This window comes from Laspinema palackyanum D2c (assembly GCF_025370875.1).
In the GTDB taxonomy this organism is placed as follows: Bacteria; Cyanobacteriota; Cyanobacteriia; order Cyanobacteriales; family Laspinemataceae; genus Laspinema; species Laspinema palackyanum.
Window position 1 is genome coordinate 54,502 of record NZ_JAMXFD010000025.1, and the last position, 25,529, is coordinate 80,030.

Here is a 25,529-nt window from a genome sequence, read left to right on the forward strand (position 1 = left end):
CCAACACCACGGCAATCAATGGACATTACCCAAGAGATTATCAAAAAAATTGATGGGTTACCAGGGACCTTAAAAACGTATCCTATTCGTGATCTGGTTAACCACGCTGAAAAATTTGGCCCTTATCTCAAGCAGCAGCGCTTGGAGACTAACCAAGTCCGGAAGTTTTTAGATGCAATCAACCGACTCAAATCTGTACTCGCTCAGGAAAATGAATTTTCTAAAATCGAAACCGAAGTGGTGCTGCTTAAGCCAAAATTAGCCTATGCAGCAGCGCGAGAAAAAGCAGCCAAGCCCTTGAGTCAAGTGATGTCAAAAGCGATTGACAAAGTAAGGAGCAAAGAGGACTTTGAGCGCTTAGTTCAATTCATCGAATCGATTATTGCCTACCACAAAGCAGAAGGAGGAAGATAAAGATGTCAGCCGCAACCGAACAAAAGCCATTACTGGGTAAATTTCGTCTCACTAGCACGCTCAAAGTTGAAACCGGACTGCATATCGGTGGGGGTGGAGAAAACCTCGATATTGGTGGATTGGATAAACCCGTGATTCGTGACCCTCTGACTCAATATCCTTATCTACCCGGTTCTTCGATTAAAGGAAAATTGCGAGCTATCCTGGAACGCTTGCTCAACAAACCCCTTAACAGATTTGGAGGTAGCGGAGTTTATCGTTATGAGAGTGACGATTTAGAGGATGGCTATACGGAAATTGATGGACAGTTTATTCCCTATCAAGGTGCTCGGACTTGCCCAATTAGCCGCTTATTTGGTTCGACTGGCGGTTCCAACTGCTGGGTCAAAACTTCAATTGCAACAAGTCAGGGATTAGAGCGTAATGGTACGCGAACCATCGAGGGTGAGGAATACAGTAAAATTAAAGGGCGAAATGCTCCGGCTCGTTTGATTGTCCGAGATTGCCATTTACTGCCACAATCTGCTGATCTACTCCGCAAGGTAGACACGGGTCTATTTATGACGGAGTGGAAGTTTGAAAATAGTATTGATCGCATTACGTCAGCAGCAAATCCTCGTCAGTTTGAGCGAGTCCCTGCGGGGGCTGAGTTCAAGTTTGAACTCGTCTATACGGTAGAGGATGGAACACAAGCGGCAGAAGATTTGCAAAATCTGGCGATCGCCTTAGCCATTCTCGAAGATGACGCCCTCGGCGGACATGGTTCTCGCGGCTACGGCAAAATCAGTTTCCACAACTTTGATTTCTTCTATCGGAGTATGAAGCAATATCAACGGATTGCAGCCGGTGATGTCGAACCCCTGCAATCATTGGTTCAAAAAGTAGAAAATACTCCTAAACTTTTAGAAGGATTTGACAGCTTAAATCAGGAAATCAAAAAGTTGTTAGATGGAGATAATACGGAATCGTGAGCATTTGGAAGTTAGTTAGGCTCAAATTTGGTAACAGTCCGGTTCACTTTGGAGAGGTGGGAATCGGACTGGAGCAAAGCAGCGAGCGGATTCGTTCTGATGCCCTATTTAGCGCATGGATCAGCACCTATGCTCGACTGTTTGGCAAAGCGGGGGTAGAGGAATTATTAGAACGGTTTTGTTCTGAGTCTCAACCGCCCGTGCGGATGAGTTCAACCTTTATCTATTCCCGCCCCGAGGAGAAAAACGCGATTTACTACCTCCCGCGTCCCCTCAAGTTTCCTATCAATTATCCGGATGAGGATTTGCCATTTTTCAAAGAGTACAAAAAACTGAATTACCTACCGATTCCGGTATGGCATCGATGGTATCAAGGGGAGGGATTTACCACCAACGATCAGCAGGAATTGAGTGACAAAGCCCAAAATAAATCCCCAGCTAAGGGAGCATTGCATCAAGCGGCAACCTTTAATTATGGAGAGACCTTTAAAACAGAAAAACGTCCTAAAATTGCGGTTGATCGCGTCAACGCAGCAACCAACCTGTATCATACCGGCTTTGTCCAATTTAAGTGGGAGCAGCAGAATGACGAAATCCGCAGTTTAGCTGGATTGTACTTTCTGCTGGAGTTTCCCAAAGAAGATAAATCCTTGGAAACCAATCTTCATGCCGCCCTTTCTCTCCTCGGTGAGGAAGGATTGGGGGGAAGGCGATCGAGTGGTGCAGGACGATTTGAAATTGAGTGGGAGTCTTCCTTACCCAAAGATTGGCAAAAAATCCTGACCCCCCCCAAGAATATAACTCATCACTGTGCAATTAGTTTATTTTGGGATGATAATTCATCCGTGTTAGAGCAATTGATAACCAATGAATGCAGTTATGAGATTCAAGAACGCCGGGGGTGGATTGCCGGTTCTCCATCCGGTCGCAATTTACGCCGAAAATCGGTGCAAATGTTTCTGGAAGGGTCGGTATTTCCTCATGCTCCCTTGGGGAAACTGGCGAATGTGACACCGGGGGGTTTTACCGATCATAAAATTTATCGCAATGGCATAGCGTTGAGTATTCCCATTAAAGTTAAACGGGAGGAATGATTCAGTGACTGTCTCTAACCCTAAAACTACTCTCACCAAACCGGAGGTTTACGAGTCGAAGCGAATTCGTCTCACCAGTCAAATATTGCACATTGGTTCAGAAGTTCAAAAGTTAAATCCCTTTGAATATGTGCAAACCTCCAATCGCGTCTATCTTCCCCATTCGGATTCCCTGGCGAAAGCGCTCAAGCAGCGGGGGTATTTGGAGGATTACATTACGGCCATTGAAAATCGCCAAAGCATTGTTACATTACTGGAAAATGCGTTTGGCGACAACTGGCAAAATGCCAAAGACCCGAATAATGAGCCAATTTTTCCGGAACTTTTTAGCAGTCGGAAATGGCCGGAGGGACAGGTAACGGATCTGCGTCCGATGATTAGAAATGGCATGGGACAGTTTTATATTCCCGGTTCTTCGATTAAAGGAGCGATCCGAACAGCGATCGCCTACCATCTTCTCAAACACGCAGACCAGTATCAAGTTCCTCAACAGCATCGCGTCAGTGCGATCGAGGAAAAACTGCGGGAAACCCTTGGAGGCGGAGGTCTTTCAAAATTTAAGCAGAAATGGTTGGATGATGACTTGTTTGAAAGAAATTTATTCTCTAACTTTGATTTATCCTATCAAGGACAACCCATCCGGGCAAAAATTGGGCCAAATACCGATTTTATGCGGGCGATTCAAGTCACCGATTCTCAGCCATTAGTGGAACATAAAGTCCCCAATAAGCAAGGGAAAGAACTTCCTTACAACATTCCCGTTGTTGCTGAGGTGATGGTCTCTAGTCACTATCAAAACGGGCAAGCTAAATATCGCGCATCGATTTATGCCGAGATGGTCGTTAAAGTGCGGACAGAGTTTACCCTCTCGGTCAATCCGGAAATGCTGTCTTGGTTTTCCCACCAAGAAGGGATGCAACTGCCATTTAAAACCGTTGACGATATTTTAAACATCTGCCAAGAATTTGCCCAACAGCAATGGGATTTTGAACATGATTACTGGGAGGATATTCAAAATAAGCAAAATGAGAATGGACGAAATTTAGACTTTAGCGAAATTCGTGACATTTACGAAGCTGAAAAATGTCCCCATAGTCTGAGATTGGGTTGGGGAAGCGGAATGCGGGGGACTACGGTTAATTTACTGTTTCCCGATGACTTAGTGGCAGATATCCGCGATGCTTGTGGCATTAAAGCGCCTGGATTTAATGCCCCGAAATCCAGACGCACAGTCATTAGTCACAAAGGAGAGATCAAATATGTTCCAGGATGGGTGAAGTTTCAGGAGTTGAAAAATTAATGCTAATCCGTTCAACTTGGACCCTATCTGTCGCCAGTTCTATAGTTTTACCTCGGTCTTATCATTTGGAACTGGTGAAAGAACTGCATCGGCGCATGGGATTAGAAATAGGGGGAAATCAAACCCCTGCCTTGACTTTTTCTGCTCTACAGGGTTACTACAGCAGTTCCAAAGAATTTTGCACCTTTCACCCCGAGGAACTGTATCGTTTATACCTGTGCGGTTTACAGGAACCCACTTCCAAAGCGATCGCCAATCTCGACTTATCGGATACCCTGGAATTTTTGGGGGCTGAATTCGCAATCAGCGATCGCGAAGACGAGATTACCAGTTATGAACAACTTTACACCACATTAGTCGCCAACGAACCCGAACCCGTTCGACACTTTAACCTGCAATTTACCACCCCGACTGCTTTTTCCCAACAACAGGTTTATTTACCATTACCCGTTCCTGCTTTGATGTTCCAAAGTTGGTTGACGCGGTGGAACGAATTTGGGCCAGTTTACCTGGGAAGTGATGAACTGATTACTTATTTAAGTCAGGCGATGGCCCTTTCCAGACATAAACTTTCCACCCGCTCGTTTCAAGTTAATCGTAGTTCTATCAGCGGTTTTGTTGGCGATGTCACTCTAAAAACTCGCACCCGCGCCGATCCATTACTGGCAAATGTCGCTCACTTGCTCATTCGCTATGGCGAATTTGCCGGAACGGGTATCAAAACCCGCTTAGGCATGGGAAAAACTTACCTAAATTTAGACGATAGTTAGGATAAAATGATGAGAAACACCCTGATTTGTACCGTAGGCACCAGCTTGTTCAATAATCTCAAATATGCTGATGATTCCATTAAGCAAGTATGGGAGTCAAAAAACTGGAATCAACTGTCGTTGCTGCTGTTAGAACGAGCAAACACCGAGCGTTTATGTGGGGCGGAAATTAACTCAATCACGAGTATCTGTGCCAAAGGATTCTTGAATAACCGCCTTCGTTTGATTTTTTTAGTTTCTGATACCGAAGATGGCAAAGCAACGGGAGAATTGCTCAAGCTCTATTATGATCGCGCTAAAAACCCATTGCAGTTTGAAGAGGTTGATGTTCGAGTCCTGAAAGGGTTGCGTGATGATAACATCAAAGCCTTTAAGCAAGAAGGATTAAAAAATCTCGTGCGCGAAATCAGCACAGAAGTGCGAAAATTTTCTCCCGAGGCGATCGCGATTAATGCAACTGGCGGTTATAAAGCCCAAATTTCCTTTGCCGGGATGATTGGACAAGCCCTGGAAATTCCAGTTTACTATCTCTTTGAAAAATTTTCAGAAGTCATCGAGTTACCACCGCAACCAGTTGCCCTGGATCTGGGGTTTTGGCTCAATCATTATCCCCTATTTGAACAGCTAGAAAGCGAGCAAGTCGTTGCTAAGGCTGAAATTGAAGGCATCCTAGATAATGAATTATTGCAGTCCCTCATTGATGAAGAAGATTTAGATGGGGAACTTCATGTCTCCCTATCGGCAATGGGGGTCCTGTTTAACGAGCGATCGCGTTTACAATTTGCCAAACAAGAATTTGCAATTCTAGCGCTCATTCCTCAAGATGATGCCGAACCGACCCGTAAACCTATTAGCTTGAGAGACGATCATGGTAAAGATGTGTTAGATGCTTTCGCTAAAAAAATCCGCCGTTCTCCTTATGTTAAACAGATTATCAACTCTCTCCCCTTTAACTCAAGTCTTAAAACGCCGATTCGTCGGACATATTCCAATGGAATTGTTGAATTTGTCCTAACTTGGACAGACAAGGGATATGGGTTATGCATTCAAACCACGGGACGGAATTTGGCTGAGACAAATACCATTGCTTTACATCTACAAAAAGAGTTTACCTCTTAAATCAGAATAAGGTATTGCTGTCAGCTTAAATGGGATATAAAAGTTATCCATTTTCGTTAACCCGGTGCGTCAGCAAACATCACTAACGATAAACCCGATCGCCTGTTTATCTGACGCACCCTACCCATTAAACCTCGGTTCTTTCGTTCAACCAGGCGACGAGATCCGCTTCACTGGTAAAATCCAGGAGGGCCTCGCTCAACTCCTCTAACTGGAGAATCGATAACTGTCGGACTGCCAAATCTAACTCGGGAGAAATGCCGCCGCAACAGCGGTTAAGTTGACGCTGAACCAGGGAAACCTCTGCTTGCCGTCTCCCCTGTTCGATTCCCTGTTCGATTCCCTGTTTGATTCCTTGTTTGATTCCTTGTTCCATCCAACTGGTGACGATTTCCATGAGTCCCTCCTGTTCTTCGGGTAAAATGGTACTCCATTCGGCTTGAAAGTAGAGAAAAGACAATTGAATTTCTACTCAAATCAAGAAACAATGCCCACTCCAGAAGAGTTAGGGTATCCCGCTGATTTTTTTGAGAAAACGGCTGGAAAATGGCAAGGAGAGCCTTGGGTTAGAGAAGATTTAGGAGATTGCGATCGCAGAATTTGGAATATTGAACCCTGATTGATTTATTAGACAGAAATACTGGGATTCAATATTTAACGGGCCCCAGTGAAAATGCAACCGATAAATTCAAAGTTACTTCTCGTTAAATTATTGGTTTAAATGCGTCAGCAAACATCTGCTGACGCATTTAAACTATTAACCCTCAGTTCTTTCGTTCAACCAGGCGACGAGATCCGCTTCACTGGTAAAATCCAATAGGGCCTCGCTCAACTCCTCTAACCGGGGAGTCGATAACTGTTGTACTGCCAAATCTAACTCGGGAGAAATGCCCCCGCAACGGCGATTGAGTAAACGCTGAACCAGGGAAACCGTTGCTTGCCGCATCCCTTGTTCGATTCCTTGTTCCATCCAACTGGTGACGATTTCCATAACTCCCTCCTGTTCTTGGGGTAAAATGGTACTCAATTCGGCTTGAAATAGGGCTTGTTCTTCTGGATTTAAACGGAGGTAAATATCGATAAATTCGGAAATTAACTGGGTTCGGGCTGGATTCAGTTGTAGGTGATGCAGCAGTCGCAAACATTCTAGCTTGACTCGGGGCCGATCGCCTATTTCCATTTGCATTTTTGCCATCAATGCACAGCCGATCGCATTGTTGCAGTCCCGAAAATCTTGCCAATTTAGGCGATTTAACTGGACGACTTCATAGTTAAATCGGTTCACTTCTTTGCCGCAACATTCGACTTGATAGTAATTCGGATCCGGTCGTTGCGGTGTATCAAAGGATAGCACCGCAATCGGATAAATGCCGATCGCGTATTTTTCCCGCAACCGGCAGAAGCAAATAAACATCCGGCGTGGAAAGCTGGACTCGCTGCGCCCTTGAGGTTCGAGATGAATCAGGATGGGGATTTTCCCATATTTCAGTTGGGCTCGGATGACGAGATCCGCTGCGTATTTCTCCCCAGAGGTGATGTCGGTAAAGAGTTCTTTATCTTGGAACGATAAAGAGTCCGGGTCTATGGCGTTCCAGAGTTCGGGGAAAAACAGTTCCAAGAATTCGGGGAAGAAGGTTTCTAGGAGTTCTTTGAATAGGCGATCGTGGTCTATCATCGAGATTCGATGGGGGTTGCTGTTCTGATATTGTATTCTATTTTAATATCAAATCCGCTTTTTTCTCATGATATATTTTGGACTCGATTTTATACAAGCCATCAATAACTATATGGGAAAAACCGTGCGTTGTCTCTATATATAGATGGTATTGCTGTTATAAAATTTGATAAAACAATTAGAAATTGGCTCTATTGACCCGAAATTTATCAGCCTTTTTCGAGTCAGCAGTATTCGGTGTTTGAGTGTCCCCTGGATGAGGAAACTCTCACGGGGTTGATGGAGAATCGCTGGGTGAAGGTGTTGAACCTGTCGGAAGACAGTCTGCGCGCCTATCCGTTGACTCGGACGGCGAAGAAGCAGGCGAAAATTTACGGCAGTCCTCCGCTGTATGAACCCCCGGATTATTTAATTTTTTGAAGGGGTTATCCCGGGTCAAAGGGGGGGATTTTTTCCCCAACCTTTGACCCGATGGGGGTTTTGGCTTCTGTAACGAAATGTAAATTTTTCCTGGGATTTGACGGAAAGAGCTAGAGGGAGGATTCGGGCGTAATTTTGAGCTAGGAGGAGATAAAGCGGGTAATTTCCCGCTTTTTTATTCGCTCCTTTTGCGCTATTGTTCATTCATAGATTGATTTCCGTCAATCTTTCCCCGCTAAAGCAGCGCGTTAAGTTTTGTAACGTTGACCCTCTGTACTTTGGCGCAATCGCACCTTGAAAACTAGAGAGTGCAACGGTTTCAACAGGATAGGGTTAATCCCTATCAATTCCCCGCAAGGGGACGGAAACTCTACATTCATGGCCATTCCCATCGCCATACAACCTAGCGTTAATCCCTATCAATTCCCCGCAAGGGGACGGAAACAGGTCCCATTCGATTTGGTTAGTGTAGTTTCCCCATGATTTGTTAATCCCTATCAATTCCCCCCAAGGGGACGGAAACATGAAAAGTTTGCCCGTCGGCTCTGACCTCCAGGAAATGTTAATCCCTATCAATTCCCCGCAAGGGGACGGAAACACTTGATTCACTTGAGATCCAGACGGTACTTCGTCCAGATTGTTAATCCCTATCAATTCCCCGCAAGGGGACGGAAACTCTTCAATTGAAGCGAAAATCCCGGCTTCGTCGAATACCATTATCGAGTTAATTCCTATCAATTCCCCGCAAGGGGACGGAAACTGCCCGTTCACCACACCGGCACTGTACATGAAGAACGGTTAATCCCTATCAATTCCCCGCAAGGGGACGGAAACTTTAGACCTCCGAGTCCAAGTTCTTCATAGACTCACCAGATGGCAAGTTAATCCCTATCAATTCCCCGCAAGGGGACGGAAACTGCTGAAAGAATTTGCGGATCCCAATAGCTGCAAATGCCCGATGTGAATTCCTATCAATTCCTCGCAAGGGGACGGAAACCCGAAGGGCCATTCTGGCCACTCCTCCAGTTTGCTTGTGTTATAGTGAATTCCTATCAATTCCCCGGAAGGGGATGGAAACTTGTTTGCTCGGAACTCTAGCCCGAGCCACTCCCAGAATAGTGAATCCCTATCAATTCCCCGCAAGGGGACGGAAACACATGAGGGAAAATCATCTTCCCACTGCCGTTGATGTTGGTTAATTCCTATCAATTCCCCGCAAGGGGACGGAAACACCATACCCAGCATCCGAATGGCGGTCATTGCCCCAAACGTTAATCCCTATCAATTCCCCGCAAGGGGACGGAAACTACCAATGGAGTATTAAGGGATTACTAAGGAGTAACCCCTGTATTAATTCCTATTAATTCCCCGCAAGGGGACGGAAACTCAAACGAGCGCTCAACGTGCCCGGCTGCTCCGTAAGCCTGTGAGGTTTAATCCCTATCAATTCCCCGCAAGGGGACGGAAACTTCGGATTAGGGTAACCCTTGTGGATACTGGTGTCCGAGTCGGTGAATATACAACAAAACATCCCTCTTGCTGGTTCCGGTCCAATGCTGAGGTTCTCAACTTAGCGCTTCTCACTCCATACCCAAGCGCCTGACCCATTCAAACAACCGTTACTAACACTTAATATAAACTTTAAATTATACGTTAACCCTCTCCCCTTCTCTTCCTCTGGTGTGTGGACAACCGGGGAGGGGGGGTCTATCCTCTAGGAAATATCAGCGCTGTAGCGGCAGTTCATGTTAAGGATTGACTGCTGACTCTCTGCGGGGTGACTGAGGTTGAATCTAGGTTTAAATCACCCATTCCCGGGTTTTAACCCGTGGATTTGACCAAATTGCCTCCGATGGGGTGCGCTGAGGTTTACTGTTTTTCCAGATGACCCCAATGGAATCCAACTGTTTTGACTCTCCTTTAACCCCCTCGCCGGATGGTTTAAATCTCTCTCCGGAGATAGATGTATTTGTCTTCCCCACCTCTTTTGCTCAACAGCGATTGTGGTTTATTGACCAGTTTGCTCCCGGTCATTCGTTCTATAATGTCACCACAGCATTGCGGTTAACTGGAGAGGTGAATTTAACCGCTTTAACCGCTACTTTTACCGCCATTGGCAACCGTCATGAAGCATTACGGACGAGGTTTGCAGCAGTGGAAGGGGAACCTGTCCAGGTGATTGCACCGGAGGCGGAAATTCCTCTGAATTGGGTGGATTTAAGGTGGTTTCCCCCCGAGGAACAGTTCGCCGAAGTCCAAAGATTGGCGGGGGTGGAATCGGAACGGGGGTTTAATTTATCCACGGGTCCTTTAATGCGGGTGACTCTGTTGCAATTAGGGGAGTTGGAGTGGATTTTACTGCTAAATCTGCACCACATTATTTCTGATGATTGGTCGATGGGGGTGTTGATTCGGGAATGGGGAGAAATTTATGGGGCGTTGGTGGCAAATCGTCCGATTAATTTGCCAGAATTACCTTTACAATATGCGGATTTTGCCGAATGGCAACGGGAGTGGTTTCAAGGAGAGGTTTTAGAGCAGCAGTTAGGCTATTGGCGGCAGCAATTACGGGGGATTGTTCCCCTGAATTTACCGGGAGATTTCCCCCCTTCCCCCAGACCTAGCTATCAGGGAGGCAGTCTACAAATTGAGTTCTCTCCTGCTCTGACCCAGGGGTTAAAACGGTTATCCCAGGATGCGGGGGTGACTTTATTTATGACGCTGTTGGCGGGGTTTCAACTGCTGTTATCTCGCTACAGTCAGCAGGATGAGGTGACCGTGGGTTCCCCGATTGCCAATCGCAACCGCAGCGAAATTGAGGGGTTAATTGGGTTTTTTGTGAATAGTTTGGTGTTGCGGACTTCGGTGGCTGGAAATCCGACGGTTCGGGAGTTTTTGGCGCGGGTGCGAGAGGTGACGTTAGGCGCTTATGCTCATCAAGATTTGCCTTTTGAAAAGGTGGTGGAGGCGTTACATCCGGACCGGGTTTTAACGGTTCATCCCCTATTTCAGGTGGTGTTTAATTTGCAAAATGCCCCGATGCAGGAGTTGGAATTGCCGGGGTTAACGGTGAGTTCTATGAGTTTGGGGGTGAAGACCACCCGGTTTGATTTAGAGGTGCATTTGTGGGAGGCGGGAGACAGTTTTCGCCGCACTTATGGGGAAGATTGGCAGCATGGGGAGGGTCTGCGGGGATTGGTGGTTTACAATCGCAGTCGCTTTCAGGGGGAGACGGTTAACCAGATGTTGGAACAGTTTAAAACGGTGTTAGAGAATATGGTTAAAAATCCAGAGGAGTGCATCAATCAGGTGGGATTAATCAGTGAGCAGGAACAGGGGAAATTAAGGGAGTGGAATCAGACGCAAACGGAGTATCCCCAAGGGGGAATTCCTCAACAATTTGAGGCGCAGGTGTTGGCGCATCCGGAGGCGGTGGCAGTGACGATCGCCGGGGAATCTTTGAGTTATGGGGAACTGAACCGGCGCAGCAATCAAGTGGCGCATTATTTACAAAAATTGGGGATAGAGTCTGAGGAGGTAGTGGGAATTTGTGCCGAACAATCCCTGGAGGCAATTGTGGGAATGGTGGGGATTTTGAAGGCGGGGGGTGCTTATTTGCCATTAGACCCGAGTTATCCGCGCGATCGCCTGGAGTGGATGGGGGAAGATGCGGCAATTCGGGTGGTGCTTACGCCGGAACGATTTGAGCAGCAATTGAGCGCTGTGGGAGAGGTGCGGGTTTGTTTGGATGGCGACTGGCAGGCAATTTCCCAGGAATCCCCGGAGAATCTCACGGCGTCAATTTCCGGGAGTCGTCTTGCTTATGTGATTTACACCTCGGGATCAACGGGAACACCGAAAGGGGTGGCAGTTTCTCACCGCGCAGTCAATCGTCTCGTTTTAAATACAAATTATATCCAAATCACCCCCCAGGACCGGATTGCTCAAGCAGCAACCCTCGCTTTTGATGCCGCAACTTTTGAGATTTGGGGTGCGTTGCTCAATGGCGCTCACTTAGTGGGAATCAGTCCGGCAGTTATCCTCTCTCCTCACGATTTAGTTCGGGAATTGCAGGAGAAACAAATTGATATATTATTCTTAACTACAGCGTTATTTCAGCAGGTGGTTCGGGCGATTCCCCAAGGGTTTCAGTCCTTGCGCTGCTTATTATTTGGAGGGGAAACTGTCGATCCCCGCTGGGTGAAAAAGCTGCTGAAACAAGGGATGCCACAGGAGTTGCTTCATGTTTATGGACCGACAGAAAATACCACTTTTTCCACCTATTACCGGATAGATTCCCTCCCGGAAGCAGCGAAGACGATTCCCATTGGTAAACCCATTGCCAATACGGAAGTTTATCTGTTGGATGAGCAGTTGCAACCAGTACCCGTGGGGATTTCTGGGGAAATCTATTTAGGTGGGGATGGACTGGCGCGAGGGTATCTGAATCGTCCGCAATTAACCGAGGAACGCTTTATCATTTATCCCGGGGATACATCGGGAAGGCGACTTTATAAAACGGGGGATTTAGGGCGGTATAAACCCGATGGGAATCTGGAGTTTTTAGGGCGAATTGACCATCAGGTGAAGATTCGGGGTTATCGGATTGAACTCGGGGAAATAGAGGCGATGTTGTGTCAGCATCCGGGAGTTGCAGCAGCAGTGGCGATCGCCCAAGAAGAGATACCCGGCGATAAACAATTGGTTGCGTATGTGGTCCCCCGAGTCACTCCCGGGGAATCTTCGGGGTTGAATATTGGTGAATTGCGGCGGTTTATGAGTGAAAAATTACCCCGTTATATGCTACCTGCTGCCTATGCTCTCCTAGAAGTGTTACCGTTGACACAAAATGGAAAAATCAACCGGCAAATCTTACCTGAGATAGAGACAACATTTGAGGAGTTACCAGAAAATTATGTAGCACCTCGAACTTCGGTTGAAGAATTGTTGGTGGACATTTGGCGACAAGTGTTAGGAAAACCGCAGGTAGGTGTTTATGATAATTTCTTCGAGTTGGGAGGACATTCCCTCCTGGCAACTCAACTCATTTCCCGGATTCGCGACGGGTTAAAAATCGAGTTACCAGTCAGTCAATTATTTGAAGCGCCAACGGTGGCGAGTTTAGCCAACTATATTGAAACAGTTTCTTGGGCGGCAAAACAGCCCAAATGGTCCAATCCAAACCAGGATTTTACAGAAGAGGTAGAGTTTTGAATACCCTAAAATTTTTATCAGAATTGCGCGAGTTAGAGATTCAGTTAACCGTAGAAGGCAGTCGCCTAATTTGCCAAGCTCCCGAAGGCCGGTTAACTCCTGAAATCCGCAACCAAATTTCTCAACATAAAGGGGATATTTTGAGCTTCTTTCAGCGGGCGAACCGCAGTGTCACCGAGACGCCGACTAATCTTAAACCAATTTCCCGAACCGGGAATTTACCCCTCTCCTTCGCTCAACAACGCCTCTGGTTTTTAGACCGATTAGTGCCGAACAATCCCTTTTATAATATGCCCGCAGCAGTGCGGTTAACGGGGGAGGTGAATGTAGAGGTCCTGGAGGCGGCTTTTCAGGAAATTATCCGCCGTCATGAAGGGTTGAAAACGGTTTTCCCCGAGAGGAAAGGAGAAGGAGTTCAGGAGATTCAAGCTCATATTCCCGTTCCGATTCATGTGCTGAATTTGCAGAATTTATCCGCCACCGAACGAGAGAAGCAGGTGGAACGGATTATCACCCATGAGGCGCTACGTCCGTTTAATTTATCCACGGGTCCTTTACTGCGGATTTCTTTAATTCAATTAACGGCATCGGAACATTTACTGATGCTGAATATGCATCATATTATCTCCGATGGCTGGTCGATTGGGGTACTGATTCAGGAATTGGGGATACTTTATAGCGCTTTTGTCCAGGGAGAACTGTCTCCCCTGCCAGAATTGACCCTTCAATATGCAGATTTTGCCCATTGGCAGCGGGAATGGTTACAAGGGGAAATTTTAGAGCAACAATTGGCCTATTGGCGACAACAGTTAGAGGGAATTTCCATGCTGAATTTACCCAGCGATCGCCCTCGTCCTGCGGTCCCCAGTTATCGCGGAAAACGTTATGGGTTGCAGATTTCCAAGGCTGTAAGTGCAGAATTAGCCGCATTGAGTCAGCGGGAAGGGGTCACTTTATTTATGACCTTACTGGCGGCATTTCAAACCTTGTTGTATCGCTACACGCAACAAGAAGATATTGCAGTCGGTTCCCCCATTGCCAATCGCAATCGCAGTGAAATTGAACCCTTAATTGGCTTTTTTGTCAATAGTTTAGTCCTCCGAACCGATTTATCAGGAAATCCAACTTTTCGAGAAGTATTGGCCCGGGTTAAACCCGTGGCATTAGGCGCTTATGCTCATCAGGATGTTCCCTTTGAAAAGTTAGTCGAAGAGTTGCATCCAGAACGGTCTTTAAATCATAATCCCCTGTTTCAGGTCGCATTTGCGTTACAAAATGCCCCGATGCAGGAGTTAGAATTACCGGGATTAACCTTGAGTCCCCAACGGTTAGAAGCGGGGACTGCCCGGTTTGATTTAGAATTACATTTATGGGAACAGTCCTCTACTAATCCGATGTGGGTAGATAGTCGGGACGGAATTAGCGGATTTGTGATTTACAGCACCGATTTGTTTGACGAACCCACCATTGTCCGGTTAGTCGCCCATTTTCAAACCTTACTAGAAGCAATTGTGGCAAACCCGGACCAACGGATTGCCGATTTACCGATTTTAAGTGAAGCAGAACGACATCAATTATTAGTGCAGTGGAATCAAACTCAGGTGAAGTATCCCCAAGAGTTAGCGATCCATCAGTTAGTCGAAATTCAGGCAGCAGAAAATCCAGACAAACCCGCTTTAGTGTGTGGGAACAAAACCCTGACTTATGGGGAGTTAAATCGCCGGAGTAACCAACTGGCCCATTATTTGCAAAAATTAGGGGTAGGGGTGGAAGTTGTTGTGGGATTGTGCCTCGATCGCACCTTAGAAATGGCAGTGGCGATGCTGGGAATTCTCAAAGCAGGGGGCGCTTATTTACCCCTAGACCCCTCAGTTCCCAGCAGTCGTTTAAATCGGATGTTAACCGAGGCCAAAGTTCCGGTTTTACTCACTCAACAGTCCAGTTTATCTCAATTTAGTCGAGTTATTTGTAAGATTGTATGTTTGGATACAGACAAGGCGCTAATTGAACGCCAACCGGATGAAAATCTCAGCAGTTCGGTGACGCCAAATTCCCTCGCATACGTGATTTATACCTCGGGTTCTACTGGGGAACCGAAGGGGGTAGAAATTGAGCAAAAGAGTCTGTTAAATTTAACCTATTGGCATCAACAAGCGTTTGCCGTGTCTGCCAGCGATCGCAGTACCCAGGTTGCCGGAGTTGCCTTTGATGCCTGTGGGTGGGAAATTTGGCCCTATTTAACCGCAGGCGCTTGTATTTATATCGTGGATAACGAAACCCGGCGATCGCCGGAAAAATTGCGGGATTGGTTGGTGAAAAATGCGATAACCATCAGCTTTTTACCCACCCCCTTAGCGGAACAAGTCTTACAATTAAAGTGGCCGGAACAGACTCCCTTGCGCCTGTTACTCACCGGGGGAGAAACATTGCATCACCATCCGTTACCCTCTCATCCATTCCAGGTGGTGAATAATTACGGACCCACGGAGAATACTGTTGTCACTACCTCTGGAATCATTCCTGTCGGCAAGGGTCGGGAGATGAACCCGGGAATTGGCAAGGCGATCGCCAATACTCAACTTTATGTCTGCGATCGACAGTTTCACCCGGTGGCGATCGGTATTCCTGGAGAATTATATATTGGCGGAGATGGACTCGCCAGAGGGTATCGCAACCATCCCGAACTCACTGCCGAAGCATTTATCTGCAACCCCTTCCACCCCGAACCGGGCAATTTGCTGTATAAAACCGGGGATTTAGTCCGCTATCAACCCGATGGCAGTCTGGAGTTTTTGGGTCGTCTGGACCAACAAGTAAAAATTCGCGGATTCCGCATTGAATTAGGAGAAATTGAAGCAACTTTAGCCCAACATCCCACAGTAAATCAAACCCTCGTCACTGCCTCGGAAAATGAGCGAGGAGAGACCCAATTAACTGCTTATCTGGCCTTAAATTTGAAGAAAGTAGAACAGGTCGCCCTGAACCCCATTGCCTTGCAAGCAGAACAAGTGCAACAATGGCAAATTCTCTACAATGAAACTTATCAAATGCCCGCCGTTGGCATGGAACCCAGTTTTAATATTGTCGGGTGGAATAGCAGCTATACCGGCGAACCCATCCCCCCAGCAGAGATGCGGGAATGGGTAGACCATCAAGCAGCCCAAATTTTAGCCTTAGAACCGAATCAAGTCCTAGAAATTGGCTGCGGGACCGGATTATTACTGTTTAGAATAGCCCCGCAAACCACCCAATATTGCGGGACCGATTTTTCGCCCCCCTCCCTCAATTTTATTCGCCAACATTTGGGCAAATACGACTTAAATCAAGTCACCTTACTCGAAAAACTAGCTACCGATTTTGAAAGTATTGCCCCCCAGAGTTTTGATACCGTAATTCTCAACTCCATCGTCCAATATTTCCCCAGTTTAGACTACCTCATTGAGGCCATTTCTGGGGCAGTCACCGCCACCAAACCAGGCGGGCACATCTTCATCGGCGACTTACGGAGTTTACCCCTCCTCAAAGCCTTTTATACCGATGTGGAACTAACTCGCGCCCAACCTTGCCTCACGCGCCAACAGTTACAACAACGGGTAGAAATGCAACTCTTTCAAGAGGTAGAATTAGCCGTAGACCCGGCATTCTTCAATACCTTAAAATCTCGTATCCCCCAGATTGAAACCGTAGAAATTCAACTGATGCGCGGTCACTCTCAGAATGAATTAACCCAGTTTCGGTATAATGCCATTCTCCATCTAGCAACAACCGAGATTCAGTCCAAATCAAAAAAAACTCATCGGATTAACTGGCTGAATCAGGGGCAAACTAACGACGATTGGACCCTGGACAAACTGCGCCAACACTTAATCGAACATAACCCCGATATCTGCGGACTCTCGCGGGTCCAAAATAGCCGAGTCAATGCCGCAGTTCAAGCAACAGAATGGCTGTTTAATTCTACCCAATTTAAAACAGCGGGTCAATTGAAAAAAGCCGTTGAACCCCTGCAAAATTCAGGTATCAATCCCGAAGACTGGTATAATTTAGACATCCCCTATCGCGTTCAGATTCGCTGGTCTGATTCCAGCGTCGAGGGATGCTATGATGTCGTCTTTGTGCGGGAAGATATTACCGATTTCATCCTAGAAGCGAGTCCCGAACCCAGTGCCGAAGTTGCTTATGCCAACAATCCCTTACAAGGAAAAGCAGCGCGTCAATTTGTGCCGGAATTGCGGGAATATCTCAGCCAAACACTGCCCGATTATATGATACCCTCAGCATTTGTGGTATTAGAGTATCTTCCCCTCACTGCGAACGGCAAAGTCGATCGCCATGCCTTACCCACTGCCACCGCTATCACCCCAGAATTAGCCGGAAATTATACTCCACCGCGTACAACCACCGAAGAACATCTCGTCCAAATTTGGGCCGAAGTTTTGGGGATAAAACGAGTGGGAATACACGATAATTTCTTTGAACTCGGGGGACATTCATTACTGGCAACCCAACTCGCCTCCCGAGTCCGCGATAAATTTGGGCTAGAGTTGCCTTTACGCAGTGTCTTTGAATCGCCCACTATTGCCGAATTAGCGCCTGTGGTTCAGGGATTAAAACAGCAGAATTCTAACCCTCATGCACCAGCATTAGTTCCCGTTTCCCGAGAAAGGCGGCGGATGAAGTTATCCTCGTTAAACCCCGATCGCAAATAGTCATGATATAGCGGTTTCTGAACTTTCATGGTACAGATAGATAGCGCAATTGTAGGGTGGGCACTGCCCACATTACTCCTGTCGGTGGGCAGTGCCCACCCTACTCATAACTTGGGGAACCGCTATATCCGTTTAATTCGAGGAAATTTCACTTAACATGACTCAAGAAACCGAGGTTTTTGTCTTTCCCGCGTCCTTTGCCCAACAACGGTTATGGTTTCTCAACCAATTAGCGCCGGATAATCCATTTTACAATGTTTCAGCAGCGATTCAACTGACCGGGAAACTCAATTTATCCGCTTTAGAACAAAGTTTTAATGAAATTGTTCGCCGTCATGAAAGCTTACGCACTACTTTTGCTCTTTTAGAAGGACAAGTTGTGCAAGTGATTTCCCCAGAATTGACCCTTGCTGTGAATGCGATCGCCTTGCAGCATCTTCCCCCATCTGAACGAGACTCAGAAGCGCAACGCTTGGCAACTTTAGCGGCAGAAGAACCGTTTGATTTAACCACCGGTCCTTTACTGAGAATTTCTCTGTTACAACGCAGTGAAACGGACTCGATTTTGTTGCTGAATTTTCATCATATTGTTGCCGATGGATGGTCCATTGGCATCTTGCTGGGGGAGTTGGGGAAATTATATACTGCCTTTGCTAATCAGCAATCCTCCCCTTTGCCGGGTTTACCACTTCAATATGCTGACTTTACCGAATGGCAGCAGCAATGGTTGCAGGGAGAGTTTTTGGAAACCCAGTTAACCTATTGGAAACAGCAATTACAGCATTTATCTCCCCTGAATCTACCTAGCGATCGCCCTCGACCCCCGATTCCCAGTTATCGCGGGGGACAACAACAATTTGCCCTCTCTCCCGCCTTAACCGCCTCGATTAAACAGTTGAGTCAGCAAACGGAAACCACCCTGTTTATGACCCTGCTGGCGGCCTTTAAAACGTTACTTTATCGCTACACTGGACAAACCGATATTGCAGTCGGTTCTCCCATTGCCAACCGCAATCATCAGGAAATTGAAGGGTTAATCGGCTTTTTTGTCAATAGTTTAGTCCTACGAACGGATTTATCCGAAAATCCCACCTTTCTGGAGTTATTAACTCAAGTCAAATCTTTGGCATTCGCCGCTTACGCCCATCAGGATTTGCCTTTTGAAAAGCTGGTTGAGGAACTGCATCCTCAGCGAGATTTGAGTCAAAACCCCCTGTTTCAAGTCAGTTTTAGCTTGCAAAATACACCAAGGAATGGCCTGGAATTGCCCGGACTCACCTTGAGTCTGTTAGAGTGGGACATCCCTAGGGCTAAACTGGATTTAGAGGTTAATTTATGGGAAGAATCTGACCAAATTAAAGGTCAAGTGATTTATAGTACAGATTTATTTGACTCTAGCACAATCACCCGATGGATGGGACATTTTCAAACGCTGTTAGCTGAAATTGTCACTGACCCGAATCAAAAGATTTCAGATTTGCAGATTTTAACGCCAGGGGAACGGGACTGCCTGTTGGTTGAATTTAATTCTCCTGTCTATCCATTCCTTCCTCAACCCCAACTACAGCATCCCTCCTTTCTGCATTTATTTGAAGAAATTGTTCAGCGATCGCCCAATCACCTGGCCCTCGTCTCTGCTGAAAACTCTCTCACTTATCAAGATTTACACCACCAATCCAATCAAATCGCCCGGTATCTACAACAATTGGGGGTTAAACAGGAAAAGTTAGTGGGTCTTTGTTTACCGCCCTCCATCGATGCAGTCGCCTGTATCCTTGGCATTCTCAAAGCAGGGGGCGTCTATCTCTATTGTGACCCCACCTATCCCCCAGAACGACTCCAGTTTATCCTATCCGATGCCGATGTCTCTCTCCTATTGACCCGATCGCCCTTTATCCCCCCCCACACTTCCCCCCAAGTATCCATCCTGGATTTAGAACAACATCAAGGGGCGATCGCGCAACAAAGTCCAGAATCCCTCACTTATCCCATCACTCCGGATCATCTCGCTTATGTGATTTACACCTCGGGTTCCACCGGAAAACCCAAAGGCGTCTTAATCGAACACCGAGGACTCTCTAACTTAATCCTCGCCCAACATCAAGTCTTTCAACTGAATCAAAATAGCCGAATTTTGCAATTTGCCTCCCTGAGTTTTGATGCCTCAATCTTTGAAATTGTTCTAGCATTCAGTACCGGCGCAACCCTCTATTTAGCGGACGAAGAATCCCGCTATGGCGGAACCGCTTTAATGACCTTTTTGAGCAAATTTGCGATTACTCATGCCTCCCTCACTCCCGCAGTTTTGGCAACCTTGCCGACCGGGGAATTACCCGCCCTCCATACCCTAATTTCTGCCGGAGAATCCTGTTCCCTAGCATTAGCTAAACGCTGGTTTAACTCCTGCTACTTTTTCAATGCCTATGGTCCAACTGAATCCACAGTTTGGGCTACCGTTGCCGAAATTACCGACCCCACTCAGAACCCGCCCATCGGTCGCCCTATTCCTAATATGGAAGTCTATCTCTTGGATGCCAATTTGCAGCCAGTTCCCATTGGAATTCCTGGAGAAATTTATATCGCCGGGGAGGGATTGGCGCGAGGGTATCTCAATCGGCAGCAATTAAACTCAGAACGGTTTATTACTCACGCTTTTACTCCAGAACAAACAGTCCGGCTGTACAAAACCGGGGACTTAGCCCGCTATCAACCCGATGGCAATTTGGAATTTATAGGTCGCTTAGACCATCAGGTTAAAGTTCGCGGTTATCGGATAGAATTAGGGGAAATTGAGATAACAATTACCCAATATTATAACATAAAACAAGCCCAAGTCATTGCCACAGACCGGGGTCAACTGGTTGCTTATATTGTGCCGGAAGGGAATCAACCGATTAACCTGGAGAAACTGCAAAGTTTTCTGGGCAGAACGTTACCCGGATACATGATTCCCCAGGAGTTGATTGTGCTAGAGTCCCTGCCTATGACCGATCGCGGCAAACTTGATCATCACCGATTACCCGCCCCCGGAACCCTTGCCCCGGGGCAGTTTATCCCCCCAGGTAACCCCAGTGAAGCGGCTTTAGCTCAAATTTGGGCTACCTTGCTCAAGTGCGATCGCGTGAGTATGAATGATAACTTTTTCGACGTAGGCGGCGATTCCCTCCTCGCCGTCCGACTCCTGACTCAAATTAACCAGCAATTCCAGCAACAATTACCCGTTTCTAAACTCTTCCTCAATCCCACTTTACAAGGATTAGCGGATTGTCTCTTTTCTGAACTAGACAACCTGCCTTGTTCTCCCTTAGTTCCCATCCAAACCCAAGGCACAAATCCCCCCTTTTTCTGCATTCATCCCATTTTCGGCGTGGTCTTTCCTTATTATGAATTAGCCTTACATTTGGGAAAAAATCAACCCTTTTATGCGTTACAACCTCAAGGCATAGAAGGCAAATCTCCCCCGCTAACTCGCCTAGAAGACATGGCGGCTTATTATATTAAAGCCATGCGGACTATACAACCGGAAGGTCCTTATTTCTTAGGGGGTTGGTCCTTTGGGGGGTTAGTGGCGTTTGAAATGGCCCAACAATTAAAAAAAGCGGGTCATGCCGTTGGGTTATTGGCGGTTTTGGATACCCTTGCGCCAGTTTCTACGAATCAACCCTCTCTCTGGCAGGGGGGTAAATTTTTGTTCACCACGGCAGCGAGTTCAATTTGGCCGTTTTTACGGGATTATGTTTATTTGATGACCCAAGGGAAACAGCGGGAGAAAGCAGGATTTAATCCCAAGGGCGATCGCCTCCCTCAACGAGTGCATCCCCTGTTCAATTTTTTACACCGTTATCTCGCCCAAACGACCCTGGCGGAATCTTTGCATTCCACATCCGATCGCCGCATCTTACGGGAAGTCGCCCTGCGCCCCCTGTTACCCATTTTCCAAGCAAATAGTCAAGCGGTTCTGCACTATCAACCCTCGATTTATCCCGATCGCATAACCTTGATTAACTCCAGCGATCGGGCGATCGCCACTGGTGAGGATCCAACCTTGGGCTGGGGCCAACTCACCGAGGAACCCATCAAACTGATTCGGATTCCCGGGAACCACCTCACCATGCTGAGAAAGCCCCAGGTGCAATATCTAGCCGATCGCCTCCGCGAATGCTTAGAATCTGGTTAGAGTAGCGGCCAGATCCCCAGGTTTCCTGACAAAATCTCTACATCTCTACTAATTAGCCACCCAATTAGAGAGAAAAACCCAGTCCCCTCTCCCCGATCCCCCCATCTCCCCAATCTCCCCCATCCCCCCAATTTCCCCCATCTCCCGAACCCGAATAATTTCCCTAAACAAAAACACTCACCGACCTTGGGGCAGTGTGTTAAAGTAGTGAAGAAAAATTTGATTCAGTAATGAGTTTTGCTATTTGCTCCAGAATTGCCTCCGGATCAATCCGAATCGGCTTCGTCGGCAGGTACTTCTGATGAAACTGAATCCCCTTAAACTTTTGGAGGCTTTCCATGTCGATTTATGTAGGCAATCTATCCTACGATGTCACCGAACAAGACCTAAACAGCGTTTTCGCTGAATATGGTACGGTGAAACGAGTTAACCTTCCCACGGACCGGGAAACAGGGCGTCCCCGTGGCTTTGGTTTTGTTGAAATGGACACCGATGCAGAAGAAACCGCTGCCATTGAAGCGCTAGATGGCGCTGAGTGGATGGGGCGTGATCTCAAGGTAAATAAAGCAAAACCCCGCGACGATAACAAACGCGGCGGCGGCGGCGGCGGCGGTGGTAACCGTGGCGGGCGTGGTGGTTACGGCGGCGGAGGCGGTGGCGGTTACAGATAATTCTCCCCAACCTAATCAATAGCATGATAGAGGAATGGTGAAAATCATCTAGCATCATTTCGCTAGGACATCTCCTCATCTGCACACTTTGATATTAGATACTCACCCTGGCGTGCGGGCTATCGTCAACCCTGTTAGGGCATAATACAGATAGGCCGCCATTTTTGCTGGCCTCAAGTAAAATAAGAACTGAAAAGTTCTGACTTGAGGCTATCTCACAGCCAATGGACCTCTAGTAAAAGGAGTAAGAATGACCCAAGTTTTGGTAGGAGAAAGCGAAGGCATTGAATCTGCCTTACGTCGCTTTAAACGGCAAGTCTCGCGAGCGGGGATCCTCGCAGATGTTAAGTGCCGTCGCCATTTTGAAACCCCGCAGGAAAAGCGTAAACGCAAGGCCAGTGCTGCGCGACGCAAGAGACGTTATCGTTAATTAAAACGGCGATCGCCGTATATTTATTTTTGGTGTTGGCCGTCCACACTTGCTGGTTTTTAAGGAAATGTCCGGGCGCTGTGAGCGAAGGCATCGATCCTCAGCACCAAAGCGCAAGGCAGGTTGTGGGCGGCTTTATTCTGGGAACGCCTACAGTTAAGGTTTGATCCCAGGACTGAATCCCAGCAACAGAGTCGGTTCTAACCCTCGCAACTTAGGGCAAAATCAGGGGAAATCAGGGCTGTTATCTTCTCATTTTTTCTGTCCTACTCACTCTTGAACAAATCTGATGGATACTGATGAACTTCTCAATCGCTACAGAGAAGGAGAACGAGATTTCCCCGGCGTAGATCTGCGCCGCTGTTACCTTTATCGCGCTCATTTGCCGGAAATCAACCTAGCAGGGGCTAACCTGACCGATGCTAATTTAGGTCGTGCGAATCTCAATGGGGCCAATCTCAGTGGAGCCAATTTAACCGATGCTAAATTGGCTGCAACCCTCTTGAAAAAAGCCAATCTCAGTGATGCTTTACTCCTTCGTGCTAATTTGATGCTGGCTCAACTGGGGCAAGCGGATTTAAACGGCGTGGATTTGCAGAGGGCCAGCTTGTGGAAAGCCAGCCTGAATAAGGCCGACTTAATGAATGCCAATCTATCAAACACCGATTTTTCTGGTGCGGATCTTGTCAGTACGAGCTTTGTTGGCGCAAATTTACAAGAAGCGGACCTGAGCAGTGCAAACCTGATTGCCGCTGATTTTGGGGGCGCTAATTTAACCGATGCGAATTTAATCGGTGCGAATCTCTGGAACAGCAATCTCTATGGTGCGAATCTCCATAATACGATTCTTCCAGACGGACACCAATATTCGTAAACGGGTTGGGTTCACAGGACCGATCGCCCTTCTGTCACGATTCCCCCATCAATAAAAAACCGCAGCAATTCCCCCAATGCGATCGCCGGTCCCACAAATGCCTAAGATAGAGGAGATTTCGGGATCGGTTGGGGTGCAAACCTGCCAGGTATTTCTTCCACCGACCCCAATCAATCCTTTATCCAGTCAGGTTGCTCGATCGCCAGAACGAGCAGCCCGACATCATCATGGAGTCTGTGGGAGTCAACGGCATGACCGCGAACATCATCTTGTATAAATCCTTAGAAGCCCTAGCCTTGTTGCTAGGAGCGACTTCTGCCCTTTTTATCACTCGCCTCCCCGCTTGGGGACAAGGGACAGAAACAACCCCTTTCAATCTTCAATCTCTCGATCCCCCGGCAGGAGCGTATCAAAGCCCCTCCCCTCTTAGGGGCGGGGTTTGGGGAGAGGTCTCTTCAACTGATAGCCCAACCCAGTCCTCCTATTCCGCAGAAGATTTAAAAAGCGAGGGTTTAGAACAGGGAATTTCCCAACAGAGAGAAAGTCCCCCGACTCAACCGCAACGTCCAGAACTGGAAACCATTGAAGAAGGACTGGATGAAGAACCGGATTTTGCGATCGTTCCCTTACCTCGCTATAGCTCGATTAAAGGGATTCATGGCACCCTTGACTTGATTCTGACCAACCTAGGGGAAAATGACCAAACCCTAGATCTGCGTCTGGAAGGCGGTGAGCGCACCATTGGGGCAACTTTCCGCTATACCGACCCTTGGCTAGAGTCTGGATCCTTCGACCCGGGGTATCAACTCCGCTTATTTAATACCCGAGCGCCCGAACCCCAGTTTCTCGAAGGCGATCGCGAGGTGAATCTTGTCCATGATCACGAAGCTTGGGTCGATCGCCTCGGAGGCAGCCTCTCCTTCTACCAACCCGTCACCCCTACCGGCGTCGTTCTCTCCGCAGGAGCCAGTTATCAGCGCGTTGCCATTCGCAATTCCGCCTTTACCGATCGCCTCTACGCCAGCGATCGCCTCGGCAATCCCCTAACCTTAAGCGAGCAAGGTCTCGATACCCTCGTCACCCTCAACTTAGGACTCTTTCAGGATCGCCGAAATAGTAGCGAATGGCCCACCCAAGGCTATCGCTTTGAACTGGCAACCGAACAATCCATCCCCGTTGGCAGTGCCGATATCCTGTTTAACCGCTTAAGTGCCAGTTTTACCCAATTTGTCCCCTTTCAAAACCAAACTTTTGTCTTTAACCTCCAAGGCGGGACCATCCTCGGCGATGTCCCACCCTATCAAGCCTTTAATTTGGGCGGCAGTGACTCCGTGCGGGGATATCAGGACGGCGAAATCGGCACCGGACAAAGTTATATCCAAGGCACCGTAGAATATCGCTTTCCCATCATTGAAGACTTAAATCTCCCCTATTCCTCAGCCTTAAGCGGCACCGTATTTGGTGATTTTGCCAGTGACCTCGGTTCGGCAGAATCTGTCTTTGGCGAACCCGGGGAAGTCCGAAATAAACCGGGTAATGGGTTCGGTTTAGGTCTCGGGGTGCGATTACTCACGGATTTTGGTCCCGTGCGTCTGGAATTTGCCGTGAGCGATCAACGAGATCTCAGCGCCATCTTTAAGATTGGGGAACGCTTCTAACGCAGGACTCTTTCCCCTGACTTCGACCCACTC

17 protein-coding genes are annotated in these 25,529 nt (G+C 47.4%); 15 read left to right on the forward strand and 2 right to left on the reverse strand.

What is annotated here, in order from left to right; translation table 11 throughout:
* The first annotated feature begins 18 nt into the window (after positions 1 to 18).
* From csm2 to NG795_RS22285, 6 genes are read left to right on the forward strand one after another with little or no spacing between them, the layout of a single operon-like run.
* A complete protein-coding gene (gene csm2 / locus NG795_RS22260) occupies positions 19 to 414 on the forward strand; it encodes a type III-A CRISPR-associated protein Csm2 (RefSeq protein WP_367290830.1) in 396 nt (131 codons plus the stop codon).
* A gap of 2 nt (positions 415 to 416) precedes the next feature.
* Positions 417 to 1,385: a type III-A CRISPR-associated RAMP protein Csm3 gene (gene csm3 / locus NG795_RS22265; protein WP_367290831.1), complete on the forward strand. Its 969-nt coding sequence runs from the start codon at positions 417 to 419 to the stop codon at positions 1,383 to 1,385.
* Entirely contained in the window at positions 1,382 to 2,479 is a 1,098-nt protein-coding gene (gene csm4, locus NG795_RS22270; protein ID WP_367290832.1) for a type III-A CRISPR-associated RAMP protein Csm4, read from the forward strand. The genes csm3 and csm4 overlap by 4 nt, the downstream gene beginning before the upstream one ends.
* A 4-nt stretch (positions 2,480 to 2,483) precedes the next feature.
* The gene (gene csm5, locus NG795_RS22275) at positions 2,484 to 3,779 is read left to right on the forward strand and encodes a type III-A CRISPR-associated RAMP protein Csm5 (protein ID WP_367290833.1); all 1,296 of its coding nucleotides are present in this window, start codon (positions 2,484 to 2,486) and stop codon (positions 3,777 to 3,779) included.
* Positions 3,779 to 4,549 carry a CRISPR system precrRNA processing endoribonuclease RAMP protein Cas6 gene (gene cas6, locus NG795_RS22280; protein ID WP_367290834.1) on the forward strand — a complete coding sequence of 257 codons (771 nt, stop codon included), beginning with the start codon at positions 3,779 to 3,781 and terminating at the stop codon, positions 4,547 to 4,549. Before csm5 ends, cas6 begins: the two co-directional genes overlap by 1 nt.
* 6 nt (positions 4,550 to 4,555) lie before the next feature.
* A complete protein-coding gene (locus tag NG795_RS22285; RefSeq protein ID WP_367290835.1) occupies positions 4,556 to 5,668 on the forward strand; it encodes a putative CRISPR-associated protein in 1,113 nt (370 codons plus the stop codon).
* Positions 5,669 to 5,795: 127 nt separating this feature from the next.
* Here NG795_RS22285 and NG795_RS22290 read toward each other — a convergent pair whose 3' ends face one another.
* Positions 5,796 to 6,128, reverse strand: a complete 333-nt coding sequence (locus NG795_RS22290) for a DUF4351 domain-containing protein (RefSeq protein WP_367290836.1) — start codon at positions 6,126 to 6,128, stop codon at positions 5,796 to 5,798.
* A 27-nt stretch (positions 6,129 to 6,155) separates the two neighbouring features.
* On the opposite strand from NG795_RS22290, the gene NG795_RS22295 reads away from it, so the two are divergent.
* Positions 6,156 to 6,287, forward strand: coding sequence for a hypothetical protein (locus tag NG795_RS22295; RefSeq protein WP_367290837.1), 132 nt, complete (start codon positions 6,156 to 6,158; stop codon positions 6,285 to 6,287).
* Between the two features lie 138 nt (positions 6,288 to 6,425).
* On the opposite strand, the gene NG795_RS22300 is transcribed toward NG795_RS22295, so the two are convergent.
* Positions 6,426 to 7,343: a DUF4351 domain-containing protein gene (locus NG795_RS22300; RefSeq protein WP_367290838.1), complete on the reverse strand. Its 918-nt coding sequence runs from the start codon at positions 7,341 to 7,343 to the stop codon at positions 6,426 to 6,428.
* 204 nt (positions 7,344 to 7,547) lie between these two features.
* Here NG795_RS22300 and cas2 point away from each other — a divergent pair, with 204 nt between their 5' ends.
* The 8 genes from cas2 (at position 7,548) to NG795_RS22340 (ending at position 25,496) form a co-directional block, all read left to right on the forward strand.
* The gene (gene cas2, locus NG795_RS22305) at positions 7,548 to 7,763 is read left to right on the forward strand and encodes a CRISPR-associated endonuclease Cas2 (RefSeq protein WP_367290862.1); all 216 of its coding nucleotides are present in this window, start codon (positions 7,548 to 7,550) and stop codon (positions 7,761 to 7,763) included.
* Positions 7,764 to 9,656: 1,893 nt separating this feature from the next.
* Positions 9,657 to 12,977, forward strand: coding sequence for a non-ribosomal peptide synthetase (locus NG795_RS22310; protein ID WP_367290839.1), 3,321 nt, complete (start codon positions 9,657 to 9,659; stop codon positions 12,975 to 12,977).
* A complete protein-coding gene (locus NG795_RS22315; protein ID WP_367290840.1) occupies positions 12,974 to 17,686 on the forward strand; it encodes a non-ribosomal peptide synthetase in 4,713 nt (1,570 codons plus the stop codon). The genes NG795_RS22310 and NG795_RS22315 overlap by 4 nt, the downstream gene beginning before the upstream one ends.
* A 157-nt stretch (positions 17,687 to 17,843) precedes the next feature.
* Positions 17,844 to 21,863, forward strand: a complete 4,020-nt coding sequence (locus tag NG795_RS22320) for a non-ribosomal peptide synthetase (RefSeq protein ID WP_367290841.1) — start codon at positions 17,844 to 17,846, stop codon at positions 21,861 to 21,863.
* Positions 21,864 to 22,201: 338 nt separating this feature from the next.
* Positions 22,202 to 22,534 (forward strand): RNA-binding regulator, encoded by a 333-nt coding sequence (gene rbp / locus NG795_RS22325; protein WP_367290842.1) that lies wholly within the window; start codon positions 22,202 to 22,204, stop codon positions 22,532 to 22,534.
* Positions 22,535 to 22,784: 250 nt separating this feature from the next.
* Positions 22,785 to 22,964: a 30S ribosomal protein S21 gene (gene rpsU, locus NG795_RS22330; protein ID WP_015146781.1), complete on the forward strand. Its 180-nt coding sequence runs from the start codon at positions 22,785 to 22,787 to the stop codon at positions 22,962 to 22,964.
* Between the two features lie 289 nt (positions 22,965 to 23,253).
* On the forward strand, positions 23,254 to 23,838 hold the full coding sequence (locus NG795_RS22335; RefSeq protein ID WP_367290843.1) for a pentapeptide repeat-containing protein: 585 nt from the start codon (positions 23,254 to 23,256) through the stop codon (positions 23,836 to 23,838).
* Between the two features lie 251 nt (positions 23,839 to 24,089).
* Positions 24,090 to 25,496 (forward strand): BamA/TamA family outer membrane protein, encoded by a 1,407-nt coding sequence (locus tag NG795_RS22340; RefSeq protein ID WP_367290844.1) that lies wholly within the window; start codon positions 24,090 to 24,092, stop codon positions 25,494 to 25,496.
* Positions 25,497 to 25,529: the final 33 nt, after the last annotated feature.

Bases quoted from the DNA above. Each gene is read 5' to 3' on its own strand.
- csm2 (WP_367290830.1), top strand. From the start codon at position 19: ATGGACATTACCCAAGAGATTATCAAAAAAATTGATGGGTTACCAGGG.
- csm3 (WP_367290831.1), top strand. From the start codon at position 417: ATGTCAGCCGCAACCGAACAAAAGCCATTACTGGGTAAATTTCGTCTC.
- cas6 (WP_367290834.1), top strand. From the start codon at position 3,779: ATGCTAATCCGTTCAACTTGGACCCTATCTGTCGCCAGTTCTATAGTT.
- NG795_RS22285 (WP_367290835.1), top strand. From the start codon at position 4,556: ATGATGAGAAACACCCTGATTTGTACCGTAGGCACCAGCTTGTTCAAT.
- NG795_RS22295 (WP_367290837.1), top strand. From the start codon at position 6,156: ATGCCCACTCCAGAAGAGTTAGGGTATCCCGCTGATTTTTTTGAGAAA.
- NG795_RS22300 (WP_367290838.1), bottom strand. From the start codon at position 7,343: ATGATAGACCACGATCGCCTATTCAAAGAACTCCTAGAAACCTTCTTC.
- NG795_RS22310 (WP_367290839.1), top strand. From the start codon at position 9,657: ATGGAATCCAACTGTTTTGACTCTCCTTTAACCCCCTCGCCGGATGGT.
- NG795_RS22320 (WP_367290841.1), top strand. From the start codon at position 17,844: ATGACTCAAGAAACCGAGGTTTTTGTCTTTCCCGCGTCCTTTGCCCAA.
- rbp (WP_367290842.1), top strand. From the start codon at position 22,202: ATGTCGATTTATGTAGGCAATCTATCCTACGATGTCACCGAACAAGAC.
- rpsU (WP_015146781.1), top strand. From the start codon at position 22,785: ATGACCCAAGTTTTGGTAGGAGAAAGCGAAGGCATTGAATCTGCCTTA.
- NG795_RS22335 (WP_367290843.1), top strand. From the start codon at position 23,254: ATGGATACTGATGAACTTCTCAATCGCTACAGAGAAGGAGAACGAGAT.
- NG795_RS22340 (WP_367290844.1), top strand. From the start codon at position 24,090: ATGACCGCGAACATCATCTTGTATAAATCCTTAGAAGCCCTAGCCTTG.